The sequence below is a fragment of the Polyangiaceae bacterium genome (assembly GCA_016715885.1).
In the GTDB taxonomy this organism is placed as follows: Bacteria; Myxococcota_A; Polyangia; order Polyangiales; family Polyangiaceae; genus Polyangium.
Genome location: JADJXL010000001.1, coordinates 154759 through 167506, shown reverse-complemented (window position 1 = coordinate 167506; position 12748 = coordinate 154759). Strand labels below are relative to the sequence as shown.

General features: G+C 60.3%; 12 protein-coding genes and 2 pseudogenes. 8 read left to right on the top strand and 6 right to left on the bottom strand.

The window, feature by feature from the left end; genetic code table 11:
• The first annotated feature begins 104 nt into the window (after positions 1–104).
• The 8 genes and pseudogenes from IPM54_00800 (at position 105) to IPM54_00765 (ending at position 7526) form a co-directional block, all read left to right on the top strand.
• Positions 105–1307 carry a tRNA pseudouridine(13) synthase TruD gene (locus tag IPM54_00800; GenBank protein MBK9258355.1) on the top strand — a complete coding sequence of 401 codons (1203 nt, stop codon included), beginning with the start codon at positions 105–107 and terminating at the stop codon, positions 1305–1307.
• 16 nt (positions 1308–1323) lie between these two features.
• A complete protein-coding gene (locus tag IPM54_00795; GenBank protein ID MBK9258354.1) occupies positions 1324–2139 on the top strand; it encodes a MotA/TolQ/ExbB proton channel family protein in 816 nt (271 codons plus the stop codon).
• A complete protein-coding gene (locus IPM54_00790) occupies positions 2139–2588 on the top strand; it encodes a biopolymer transporter ExbD (protein MBK9258353.1) in 450 nt (149 codons plus the stop codon). Before IPM54_00795 ends, IPM54_00790 begins: the two co-directional genes overlap by 1 nt.
• 107 nt (positions 2589–2695) lie before the next feature.
• A complete protein-coding gene (locus IPM54_00785; protein MBK9258352.1) occupies positions 2696–3520 on the top strand; it encodes an energy transducer TonB in 825 nt (274 codons plus the stop codon).
• A 94-nt stretch (positions 3521–3614) separates the two neighbouring features.
• Positions 3615–4084: pseudogene (locus tag IPM54_00780) on the top strand (cyclic nucleotide-binding domain-containing protein).
• Between the two features lie 86 nt (positions 4085–4170).
• On the top strand, positions 4171–4890 hold the full coding sequence (locus IPM54_00775) for a hypothetical protein (GenBank protein ID MBK9258351.1): 720 nt from the start codon (positions 4171–4173) through the stop codon (positions 4888–4890).
• A gap of 126 nt (positions 4891–5016) precedes the next feature.
• Positions 5017–6459: an amidophosphoribosyltransferase gene (locus tag IPM54_00770; GenBank protein ID MBK9258350.1), complete on the top strand. Its 1443-nt coding sequence runs from the start codon at positions 5017–5019 to the stop codon at positions 6457–6459.
• A gap of 114 nt (positions 6460–6573) precedes the next feature.
• Positions 6574–7526: pseudogene (locus IPM54_00765) on the top strand (hydroxymethylglutaryl-CoA lyase).
• A gap of 129 nt (positions 7527–7655) precedes the next feature.
• Here IPM54_00765 and IPM54_00760 read toward each other — a convergent pair.
• The 6 genes from IPM54_00760 to IPM54_00735 form a co-directional block, all read right to left on the bottom strand.
• Positions 7656–8315, bottom strand: coding sequence for a HipA domain-containing protein (locus IPM54_00760; GenBank protein MBK9258349.1), 660 nt, complete (start codon positions 8313–8315; stop codon positions 7656–7658).
• Positions 8287–8829, bottom strand: a complete 543-nt coding sequence (locus IPM54_00755) for a HipA N-terminal domain-containing protein (GenBank protein MBK9258348.1) — start codon at positions 8827–8829, stop codon at positions 8287–8289. The genes IPM54_00760 and IPM54_00755 overlap by 29 nt, the downstream gene beginning before the upstream one ends.
• 16 nt (positions 8830–8845) lie before the next feature.
• Positions 8846–10474, bottom strand: a complete 1629-nt coding sequence (locus tag IPM54_00750; protein ID MBK9258347.1) for a DUF262 domain-containing protein — start codon at positions 10472–10474, stop codon at positions 8846–8848.
• 69 nt (positions 10475–10543) lie between these two features.
• A complete protein-coding gene (locus IPM54_00745; GenBank protein MBK9258346.1) occupies positions 10544–11158 on the bottom strand; it encodes a hypothetical protein in 615 nt (204 codons plus the stop codon).
• Between the two features lie 91 nt (positions 11159–11249).
• Complete coding sequence (locus IPM54_00740; protein MBK9258345.1) at positions 11250–12170, bottom strand: hypothetical protein; 921 nt, start codon at positions 12168–12170, stop codon at positions 11250–11252.
• Positions 12170–12658: a hypothetical protein gene (locus IPM54_00735; protein ID MBK9258344.1), complete on the bottom strand. Its 489-nt coding sequence runs from the start codon at positions 12656–12658 to the stop codon at positions 12170–12172. Before IPM54_00735 ends, IPM54_00740 begins: the two co-directional genes overlap by 1 nt.
• Between the last annotated feature and the right edge of the window lie 90 nt (positions 12659–12748).

Genomic DNA, 12748 nt, shown 5'->3' with positions numbered 1-12748 from the left:
CGTCATTCAAGAATGACGAACCCCCCTATTTCATTTCGCAAACCTCGTCGAGCTCGCCCGCCCCCTTTACGCAACGCCATTTTCATGCTCCATGGCCGTCTGTCATGACGAGCGCCCCGACGAACCTACCCGTAGCAACCATTCGCACCACGCCCGAAGACTTCGTCGTCGAAGAAATCCCCGCGTACCCCGCCAGCGGAAAAGGCGAACACCTCTTCATCACGCTGCGAAAAAAAGGACGCACCACCCTCGACGTCGTCCGCGAACTGGCACGCGCGTTCGGCGCCGACCAACGCGGCGTCGGGTTTGCCGGCATGAAAGATAGACACGCCGTCACCACCCAAACCGTCTCGATCCCCGTCCCCATCGCCGTTCCGGTCGAACCCATCCTCGCCACATTGTCGCTCACAGGCGTAGAGATTTTGGACGCACGGCGTCATGACAACAAGCTCAAGCCCGGACACCTCGACGGCAATCGGTTTCACCTCAAACTTCGCGGTTTGTCTCTCGAGGACGCGCAACGTGTACGCGACAAACTCGAAGAAACCGCGCGCCAAGGTGCACCCAATTCATTTGGCCCCCAACGATTCGGTCGCGATGGGACAAACCCGGCCCGAGCGCTCGCGTGGCTCGCAGGCAAAGAACGCGGCCCGCGCGATCGTCATGAACAACGCCTGCTCTTCTCGGCCCTCCAATCGATGCTCTTCAACCAAGTGCTCGATCGACGCATCGCAGACGGCACGTGGACGACGGTCCTGCCCGGAGACCTCGCGAAAAAGCACGATTCGGGTGGACTCTTTTTGGTCCCAAACGAAGGCCCCGAGCTCGACGATGCGCGGGCACGTGCTGCAACACTGGCCATATCGGCCACAGGTCCGATGTTCGGCGCAAAAATGCGCTGGCCCGAAGGACTCGTGCGCGACCTCGAACTCGAAGTGCTGACCGCCGTCCTGCCCGACACGAAGCGACTCGACGACTTTCGGGCACATGGTGAGGGAACTCGCCGATCACTTCGAATGGAGGTTGCCGAGTTCAAAGCGAGTGATCCCGATGCATCGGGCATGCTCGCGGTTTCTTTTGTGCTACCGAAGGGGGGCTACGCCACGACCGTCCTCGCGACGGCATGCCGCCTTGCCGATGCGACGTCGCAACCTGGGCATGTTTCCGACGATGACGGCGGGTCAGAAAAATTCCGATCAAACCTCCTGAGTCAGGCAATACAACCAAGCGCGCGATACGCCTTGCGTCAGCGCGCTCTCGGCGAAAGTCCAGAACAACGAGCCCGGGTGGAAAAAGCCCGAGATTGAAAGGCACAACCGGAAGATGAATCTCATCGAGTGGCTGCAGCGCATCATGGTTGGCTTTGGCGCGGCCTGGGTCATGTGGCTCATGATCGGGCTGTCGGTGATCAGCGTCGCGATCATCCTCGAACGCGCCTGGTTTTTCTGGACCTTGCGGGATGACGTCGTGGTTCTTCATCGGGATCTACGCACTGCCTTGCGGGACTCGGTCGAAGCGGCGATGAAGCGCATGGAGGCATCGCCGTCGGCGGAAGCAGCGGTCGTGAAGGCGGGTCTCATGGAGGCCGATCGCGGGCCGAAAGCTGCGGAAGAAGCGATGGCCGGAGCGCTCGCGCTTCAACGCATGAAGCTCGAAAGGCGCCTCGCGTACCTCGGAACGCTGGGCAACAACGCGCCGTTCATCGGTCTGTTCGGAACGGTCATCGGCGTCGTCGGTGCATTCGATGCGCTCGGCAAGGCCGCGGAAAAACCCATGGCGCAAGCCGCATCGGCCGCGATGGCGCCGCAAGCGGTCATGTCGAGCATCGCCGAAGCGCTCGTCGCAACGGCCGTCGGTCTCGCGGTCGCCATCCCGGCGGTCGCGTTCAACAACCTCTTCCAGCGCATGATCAAGTCGACGCTAGCCAACACCGAAGCGCTGACGCGCGTGCTCCTGTCGCACTTGCACGGCGAAGAGCATGGCGATCACGACGAAGAAGAGGCGGCTCCCGCGCCGGTCGTGAAGAAGGCCGAAGCGAAGCCTGCTGCGGCTGCTGCCGCAACGAAGGGCAAGAAGGCCGAAACGAAGAAGGACGAGTCGGATTCGAAAGCGGATTCGAACGGCGCGGAGGCTGACTGATGGCGATGTCGAGTCAGAGCAATGACGACGCGATGGTCGAGGGGATCAACGTCACGCCGCTCGTCGACATCACCCTCGTCTTGCTGATCATCTTCATGGTGACGGCGAAGATCATCGTGTCGCAGGCCATGCCGCTCGACCTGCCCAAGGCAGCATCCGGCAAAGAAGTGCAGATGGTGTTCAGCGTGGAGCTTCGAGCGAACGGCGATCTCGTCGCCGATGGCAAGAAGCTCCCAAATGCAGACGCCCTTTTGCCGCTCGCGAAAGAAGCGCAAGCGAAGACACCCGATCTGCGCGCCGTGATTCGTGCTGAATCCTTGGTGCAACACGGTAGAGTGATGCAGTCGCTCGACGTGCTGAAGCGAGCAGGCGTATCGAAGATCGCGTTTGGCGTGACGCCCACAGCCGAAGGCGAAGGCGCTCCCGCACCAGCACCGGCAACACCATGAGCTGAGGAGTCAGGCCGATGGCGATTGCGAACAACGGGGGAACGGCTGTGCATCCTGAAGCATCACGAGCGCGTTCTGCCGGCGAGGATCGTGATCCGCTCGCGCCGATCTTCGCGCTCGGAAACCGCGCCGCGAGGACCGGAACGATCATCGGCCTGGCGCTCGCGCTCGCGACGCACGGGTACGCATCCGGCCGCGCGATGACGGCACTGTTCGACATGCAGCGGGCCATTCGCGAGATGCGTCAAGGGCTGCATGACTTCTTCTGGACGGAATACGACGTCGAGGTTCCTCCGGAGCAAAAGGTCGAAGACAAGAAGGAAGAACCTCCGCCCGAGCCCGAGCCCGAACCGGAACCGGCGCCGAAAATAGACAAACCCGCGCCGAAGGAAGAGGATCCGTACGAGGACAAAACGCCGCCGCCGCCGCCGTCGCAAGCTGCGAAGGTACTGACGGCGAAGGAAGACCCGGACGAACCCGTCGACATGACCGGTCAAGGGTTTGTCACGGGCGATGGGACGGGGCCGGGCTTCGGCATGGTGAGCGCCGAAGGCACGGGGAAAGCGCCGACGTACAACAAAGGCGCGAACCTCGATGGCAAAGAAGGCGGCACGGGCACCAAAATGCCGCCGCCGCCTCCTGCGCCGGATTTGTCGAAACCTCCGTCGCTCATGGGCAGCACGTCGTGGGATTGCCCGTTTCCTCCCGAAGCGGATGCCGAGCAAATCGATCAAGCCGTCGCGTCGGTCATCGTGACAGTCCGTCCAGATGGAACGGTGCAATCGGTGAAAGTCGTCGAAGACCCAGGTTACGGGTTCGGGCGCGCGGCGCGCCTCTGTGCGCTGGCGCGAAGGTTCAAAGCGGGCCTCGACAAAACCGGGCAACCGACGACCAGCGTAACGCCTCCCATCCGCGTTCGTTTCACGCGCTGAAGTTCGCTTCGGCCGCAGCAAACTTTCTTTTTCCTCGCACTCTCCGCTATCCTCGCAGCTCGCACCGAAAGCCTGGTGCGCGTCGAGAACGTACGTGGACGTCGCGGAACGCATCGAAAAACTCAGCAAGGTCCCTCTGTTCCAGGGCCTCACGAAGCAGGCGCTCGAGCTCATTTCGCGCGTTGCCAGCGAAGAGTCGCACGCGCTTGGAACCAAGATCTTCCAGCACGGCGATCCAGGGACAAACTCTACATCATCCTCGAAGGCAAAGTCCGCATCAGCCGCGACGTGCCCGGGATGGGCGAAGAAGCGCTCGCGGTGCTCGGCCCCGGATCGGTCTTCGGCGAGATGAGCCTGCTCGATGAAGCTCCGCGTTCCGCCGATGCGCGCGTGCACGAACGTTGCCGCCTGCTCACCGTGCCCAAGGACGCGTTCGAGGATTTGCTGTTTCTCCACAAAGATCTCGCTTACGAGGTTCTATGGAGCGTCATTCGCATGCTCACGCATAGGCTTCGCGAGACCAACGACAAGCTCACGTTCCTCACGGTCACCGGCAAGTTCTGATTCGGTCGCTCGTGGAAAGCTCAACGAGCTACTTCCGTCCGCATCGGCGATTCGTGTAATGTCGTGTCGAAGTACGAGGAGACCGCATGGTTCGCATCTACAAACACGTTACCTTGACTCTTGCTCTGATCGTTGCCGGCGCTATCGGCGCGTGCGGCGGCTCGTCGACGCCCAACCCGGACACGGCCGCCGACAAGAAGGACGATCAGACGGCGACCACCGGTGGAACCGACGCCGCCAAACCGGACGGCGCGGGCACGGACGCCGCCAAACCCGACGGCGCCAAACCCGATGCGACGGCCGAAAAGCAGCCCGATGCTCCGCCTGCGGCCAAGGGCAAACCGTCGACGCCCATTCGCGAAAGCAAGATGCTCGCGGACGTCAAGAAGATCGGCCTCGACATCAACAAGCTCCCCGAGTTCGACAAGATGCCGCTCGCGCAAAAGAAGAAGCTCATGCCGCTCTTCCAGAAGGCCATGGGCTACGGCGATTGCTGGGGCTGTCACGTCAAAGACGACTACAAGGCCGAGACGCGGCACCTCAAGATCACCCGCGGCATGTGGAAGCACTTCGTCGTCGCAGTGCGCGATGAAAAGGGCGGCGCCGTCTTCTGTGACACCTGCCATGACGGCAACGAGAAGAACCTCGACCGCAGCGATCGCAAGGCCGTGGAAAAGTTCATGGAGGACGAGTACGAGCACAAGCTCACGCGCGCCGACAAGAAGGACATGGAGTGCTCCACGTGTCACAGCGACACGATGGAAATGAAGATCATCGAGAAGGTCTGGGGCATCGCCGCAAAGTGATTCGCCTCTGCCCCTGACGAACCGTCGACCTCCGCATTTCCACTAGCCTCGCGCATCTCATCGCAAAACGCGCCTTTCTCCGCGCGGGCCGTGGCCGCTCTCGCCTTTCGTACTACAAGACGCCCCATGTGCGGCGTGTTCGGCATCTACGGCCATCCCGAGGCAGCAAACATCACCTACCTCGGCCTGCATGCACTGCAGCATCGAGGTCAAGAATCGGCAGGCATCGTCGCCAGTGACGGCAATCGCCTCACCGCGCACCGAGCGATGGGCCTCGTGCAGGCCAGCTTCTCCCCACCGGATTTGTCGAACCTGAAAGGCGACCGCGCGATCGGGCACGTCCGCTATTCCACGGCTGGCGGTTCGCACATCCGCAACGCGCAGCCGCTCGCCGTCGACTACGCGCACGGCTCGATCGCCGTCGCGCACAACGGCAACCTCACCAACCACGAGATCCTCCGCGAACGCCTCGAAGACCGCGGGTCGATCTTTCAAAGCGCCAGCGACACCGAAGTCATCGTCCACCTCATCGCCTCGAGCTCCGCGGACACCACGGAAAGCCGTATCGCCGAAGCGCTCGCGCAAGTCGAAGGTGCCTACTCGATCCTGTTTCTGAGCGCGCACGAGATGATCGCCGTCCGCGATCCCATGGGCTTTCGCCCGCTCTGCGTCGGCCGCTTGGAACACGCCGGCGGCGTCGCCACGGTCGTCGCCAGCGAGCCCACCTCGTTCGACCTCATCGGTGCAACCTACGTCCGCGACGTCGCCCCCGGCGAAGTCCTCGTGGTTGGTCCAAATGGAACCCGTTCGGTTTTTCCTTTCGAACGCAAGCCCCGCAAGCTGTGCATCTTCGAGCATGTCTACTTCGCGCGTCCCGACTCGCGCATCGAAGGCGCAAACGTGTACGACGTACGCAAAGCGCTCGGACGCAGGCTCGCCGAAGAGCAGCCCATCCCGGACGCGCACGACACGAGTGACGTCGTCGTCATTCCGGTCCCCGATTCGGGTTTGCCCGCGGCCATCGGCTTCGCTCAACAGGCAGGCGTCGCCTTCGACATGGGCCTCATCCGCAGCCACTACGTAGGCCGAACGTTCATCGAGCCTCAGCAGTCGATCCGGCACTTCGGCGTACGCCTCAAGCTCTCGCCGAACCGCGCCGTCATCAAAGACAAGCGCGTCGTCATCGTCGACGACTCGATCGTGCGTGGAACGACGAGCCGCAAGATCGTCAAGATGGTCCGCGATGCCGGCGCCCGCGAAGTGCACCTACGCATCTCCAGTCCCCCCACGCGATGGCCTTGTTATTACGGCATCGACACGCCGACACGTGCCGAGCTCATCGCGGCCACGCACAGCATCGACGAGATCTGCAAGTACGTCACGGCCGATTCACTCGGGTATCTTTCCATCGAGGGCCTCGTTTCCTCCGTGCGAGGCATCGAACAGGCCGCGCAAGCCGATGCCGACGTCCCTCAAGGCAGCTATTGCCTTGCGTGCTTCAGCGGGGCGTACCCAATTCCGTTCGTGACGGGCCAGAAGTCGCGGCATTTGCGGGTCGTTCCGGGATGACGTAAGGCTATTGGCCCAGGTTGAACATTTGGGGCTTCGGGTCACCTTCGGTGCCCTTCGCCCCAAACCCCAGCCGTTGACGCCGCGTCGGCTTGCCGAACAATGGACACGGACATGACGGATCGCTCTTCGCGTACGACTGCAACCGACCTGTTCGCTCATTCGTCAGATCGCGTGTCGATCTATGAAGTGAGCCCGCGCGATGGTTTGCAGAACGAACCGAACGTCGTGCCCATCGACGCGAAAAAGCAGCTCATCTCGGCGCTCGTTGCGTCGGGCCTTCAGCGCATCGAGATCACCAGTTTCGTCTCGCCCAAGTGGGTCCCGCAGCTCGCCGATGCCGAAGAGCTTGCTTCGACCATGCGAGCGCCCGAGGGCGTCACCTTCAGCGCTTTGTGTCCGAACGCCAAGGGCCTCGAACGAGCGCTCGCGACGGGGCTTCCGGAAATCGCGGTCTTCATGAGTGCGAGCGAGACGCACAACATGAAGAACATCAACAAGACGATCGACCGGACGCTGGGTGTGTTTTCGGAGATCATCCCGCCGGCGCGTGAAGCGGGCGTGCGCGTGCGCGCCTACGTGTCGACGATGTGGGGTTGTCCGTACGAAGGGCCCGTGTCGCCGGAGGTTTCGGTGAACATTGCGCGTCGTCTCGTGGACCTCGGCTGTTACCAGATCGCGCTGAGTGACACGATCGGCACGGGTACGCCTAGACAAACCCAGGACATATTGCGTCGAGCATTCGATGTGATGGACATCGATCAGATATCGCTGCACATGCACGACACGCGCGGCACGGCGCTGGCGAACATTTTGGTGGGGCTCGAGATGGGGGTGCGTCATTTCGACGCGTCGGTGGGTGGACTTGGGGATGTCCTTACGCGCCGGGCGCCGCGGGCAACGTGGCGACGGAGGACTTGGTGTTCATGCTGCAAGGGATGGGCATCGAGACGGGCGTGGACTTGGAGAAGCTCATCGAGGCGGGGAACGTTGCCGAGCGTGCGCTGGGGCGGCCGCTACCGGGCAAGGTGCACAAGGCGGGGCCATTTCGGTTGCGGAAGGTTTGAGCGAGGAGTTTATCCTCAAAGGGGCTGGCACCTTTTTCCTGCAGCGGAGCATATGCCGCATGCGCAACGAATCAATCCGCATGGGCCGTTGACGGAAACCACCGGGTGCACGACTGTGGTCCTTTCTCGTTATCGTCCGAGAGGAACGCGTGCAAGGTGTTTGGAGATCTTTTCACGCTCGCCTGTGGTATACCCGAAGTCGGCTGCATGTTCCTGCCAGGAAGCCCGCACGGCGTACGCGTAATGAATTGCCCATCGCTTGATTTCGTCCTGAGAACCATCGACTGCGCGTGCAAAGAGGTTGAATGACTCCGCATCAACGTCTTCGTACCGTCGCGATTGGCCGATATCCAACGCAAGACAATCGTCGAGTTTGGAATAAAGTACCGTCGAGACCAGATCGTACGCTGGTGATAAACGTGGGTTGCGTCGATCAGGATAGATGAGACTCCAGTTTTTCAGGTGCGCGTCCCCATTCCCTGCGAGGACGCAGAAGACGATTCTCTCACAGAGTTTGCGCACATCGGCACCGCATAGTTTCGACAGCGCCGCGATGTGCTCGTATCGCATGGAATATTGGCCGTCGGGACCGTGGCCGGGCGGCCGATCCAAAATCTGACCAAAGTCCTCCATATGAATACGTTCGTCATTGAGGCGGCGATCAAACCGTTGGATGAGGAAGACCGTTCCGTCTCCCGTGGGAATGCCTGCAGGCAGATCGAGAAATTCGGTGACGTTCCCGAGACGGATGGGCGGAACGTCAATGCCGACATTCTTGGCCCAAGCCATTGTTGCATATTCGATGCAGGTAACTCATCGAATTCCGGATTGTGAAACTTGGCAATCCATTTCCAGCTCCGCCTTCGACAGGAATGACGATTCCTCGCTCACCTTCATGCACGGAGAGCTTCAACTGGGCCCCGGCAAGTGCAGAAAAGCGCAATCGGCCGTCTCCAGATGGCGTGGTTTGGACCAATGGTTTTCTTTGTCGATGGGGTCGATTCGTTCCCGGCATCAGAATGACCGCGCCGGGTAGATCTTCGCCGATGTGCCGCAGAATTTCGAAGTCGTCCTCGGGCTCGACCCCCGCCTCACGCGCAATCATGCGTAAGAGTGGCCCTTGCGGTAGCAGATGGGCAAACCAACATGGAAGGCCAGACGTGACGATATCGTCAGGAATGCGATCCTCGAAGATTTGGCCCAGAACAGGGCGATTGGGCACTTCGAGCCAATTTTCATCGAATGGAAATGGTATTCTTCGTCTTCGAGCCGTTCCAAGATGCCGACGCGCGTTTTTCCCAATAAGACATCAAGAACATTCATGCGGACTTCGCCAATATGTCGACGTGGCGCACGATCGCGGCCACGGATGGCCTCGTATTATCGAACGAACCGACCTTGAGATTGAAAAATTGGGCCATGCGCGACGACAACTCTTGCGAGCGGTATTGAGTGAACTCCTTCCAATCGCGACGTCGCAATGCATCGACCGCCATGTCGTCGAGAACATGACTCTTGCGAACTTCAACGCTAGCGTCAGCGAGGTATTTTACATGCCGTTTCGTTACCAGCGCAACGTGCAGCGCAAGCACGCCGTGTTGACTGCCACTGACATCAATGATGAGTTTCCCGAGCTCGTGTTCATTCAAGAAGTCTTGCAAAGCCGATTGACTGAGAGGCTCGCCCGTAAGCGGGTCGCAAGGCCGAAAATGGTACAGCGCGAGTGCAAATAGTCTCGACCTGGCCGCTCGTCCATCCCAATTGCATTTTTCACAAAAATCCATGAGCTGCACGACAAAGTCGCCCATGAATTGGCGCTGTGGCGTGGTTGCCAACAGACGTTCAATGGAAGTATAGGGGGCCGCCCCAATGGTAGCGAGCAACTCGCGCAACCGTGCGTGATTCGCTTCGGCGTGCTGACCGCCGAGTGCTCCACGCCAAACCCACCATGAAAGCTGACGTCGGGCTCGTGGTTCGGGATCGGCGTGGATGGCAAAGAAACGAGCAAGAATCAGAAGAGGAAGTTTGTACGGCAACATCTTGACGTGCGGGATGCCTACATCGTCAATGAGAAAAGAGATAGCGCGACGCAATGCTTCTTCAGCCCGGCGTAACGAGGGCAGCTCGGCCATGTCGTCACGAAATGTGGTTCCAGGATCGAGTCCCTCGACGGCTTTGTAACAATCGAGAAACCAATCCGGGTTCAATAAACCAAATCCCGTCGAGTCAGCAAGGCGAGCAATGGTCGTTTTGACCGAATCAGCTTTCTGCCGACCAGGGAGTGCGTCGAAAACCTCGTTTTCGCGCAGTTGCATCCCCCTCGTATTGGTTCGGTTGAAAATCACCCGCAATGCCTCCTGCGAGGCTCGCTCCACAATGTAAACCGGAATCGAAAACCCTTCGATGCGGTCGTTCAATTCGAATGCCCGATCGACCAACTCGGGCAATTCGTGTTGCAATGGCCACTCATGCACCCATTTCATGGTTGCCTTGCGATTACCCGCAATATTGAGCGGTATCCACGTGAGCGGGGGTGTTGTGGTGGTCACGCGGACAAACCGCTCCATTTCCAAATCGAACCATACGGCAAAGAGCCCATTACGAGGAGTCTTGTCCGGGTGAAGAATGGCTGCAGCGAGACTCGTGATTCTCTGCTGCCCATCGACAACGAAGAGCGCGTCACTCATCGCTGGGGCATCGATCCCGACCGGACCGAAATGTAACGTTTGGGCGTCCGCCTTGTCTCGAGAAAAAAGAAGCGTTCCGACCGGAATACCGCGGTAGATGCTGTCGAAGAAATCAAGGACGTTTTGCGACTTCCAGCGCAGGGGACGCTGGAATTCGGGGACGCGAATCTTACCGTCACGCACCGCAAGGAGTATTTCCCCCACAGTGAAAGAACGCGCTTCAGGTCGACGCTCGAGTCGGATGGCCCCTTCGCTACCCATGACGAACACGTATCTCGCTTCTGCTTGGCATGCAAGAGCTTCGTAGGCGTCCTAGATGGTGAAAAGCGGCTACGGCACGATGCATCCGAGCCGCGTGAACCACACGTGTTGTTCGTTATCGCGGTCGTCTCGGAACAGAATCCCCACATTGCCGTCGGGACCAAACGCCGCAATCGGGTAAATGCTGTCACGCTTGGCAAACGTAATGCGTCGCTCCTGGCTTATCGGATCGAGCTTCTGGTCGAGCATCAACGTGTAGAGCTCGTAGCCGTCATTTTGATCGCGATCGTCGGAATACACGAGCAGCGCCCGATCCCCGAGCGGCTTTATCGTTGGATAACGCGATCGGAATTGCCCCGGTTGCGTCAATGGCTTCGGCGGAACGAGGATCGTGCCGTTTTCATCGAGCACCGCGCCGTAAATCGCCTTGGGATTCGCGCTCCTGTCGAACCACACCACGATGTACCTATCCTGATTCCACGCAATCGTGGGATACACCGCCTGGGTCTGGCCATCCGTGAGCGCCAATGGCTGACCTCGCGGCGTCAGGTCCGGATTGAAAAGCTGAACGCTGACGAAACGTTGCGAAGGATCGCCAAGCGACCAGGCCACACCAATCGTCGTCAGGCCCGCCGCCGCTTGCGGCCCTTCGTTCGGCACCGAAAACGCCTGCGTCAACTTCATGTTCGAACCTTGCGGGGCACCGTCGAGCGATATTCGCTGGCCGTAAATATCAAAAATCCCCTCGCGCTCGTCCTGCCATATGGCAATGAATTCAGTGCCGGTCCACGAGCGTCACGTTGATGGAAAACCCGACCGCATCGGTCAAACGTTGATCCGCGAGAACCTTGTTTCCATTTTCATCGAGCAGCGTGAAGTAAACCTCGTAATCACCTGTGCGGCGATCTTGCCAAGCAACACCATAACGATCCCCTACCCATACGACCGGACCACCCGCATTGTCGCCATTTTGAAAGACGATCGGACCTTCCGGACCGAGCGGATCACCCGTGGGCGCAAGCATCGATAGCCGCATCGCAAAACCATCGATCGTACCCGTGTACACCGCCGCATACGACGAACCGCTCCACGCGAGTCCCCCAGGGCCCGCCGGCGCAATGTCCCCGGACAAACGCACCGGATTGTTCAATAGCGGTACGTACGTCGCCCCGTCGTCGATCACGCCATTGCAATCATTGTCGACCCCGTCACAGACCTCGGTCGCACCCGGATACGCAAGCTCGCTCTTGTCGTCGCAATCGTCACCACACGATCCCGGCGCGCCAGGCAAAAACCCCGCAAGCGGCCCCCGAAAGCCGTCGTCGTCGTTGTCCCTCGTCAAAAACTCGTGCTTGCACTCCGCCGTCTTCGGCTCGCACTTGTCCTCCGTGCACGGATCACCATCGTCGCAATCGACCGGCTCGAGCTCGATGCAAAGACCTCCATTCCGAGGCGCACCCGCATCGGCACCGGCCGCGAGATCACAATAGACCGGCGTGCACAAGTTCTTCGCCCCAGGGCAATCGCTGTCCACGAAACACGGCGGCTGAGGCGGCCCCCACGTGAGCTGCGTACGCCCACCACATCCGGACGTGATGCCGCCCCAAAGCGTCGCGAAACCGCCCACCAAAGCGAGCGACACGAGCGCAAGGCCGCGCCCACCTCGCACCGAAGCTCGATGTTTTCTCGCTCGCATCACAAGCACCCGCCAAACCCTTCGACGTCGATGGGTTCGCAAACCAGCCCGGATGGACAGTTGTCGTTGCCTTGGAGCGGACAGAGCTGAACGCACTGATTGCCCGATCCCGTCACGACACAGACAAACCCCGCGGCGCAGTCGAATGCGCCGTTGCACGCATCACCTTGCACACCAAACCCAGCCGGTGCACAGAACGCTCCGTAAATTTCTTGGCCGCAAGGTTCGTCCGGGTACGAAACGTAGATGTAGCAAGCCTCCCCGAACGAACATCCGCTGGTCGCTTGATTGCTGGGGTTGCATTGGAAGTCCTCGATGGGAGGAGGATTGTCCGGACAACCAGGATCGATGTACTCGTCGAACGCGTCCTTGCCCGCGTCCCAGATCGGCCCCGTGCTCGAACTGCTCGTCCCCTCCCCTCCTTCGCCTCCGCCGCCATCTGCGCGATTGACGATTTCCACGCTACCGCTGCATCCAAAAAGCCCCATGGCAAACGGCGTGAGCACGCCGATGATTGCCGCAACCAAGCAAAGCTTCGCATGCATGAGCCGCATCCTAGCCTATTTTTACAGCGTGCC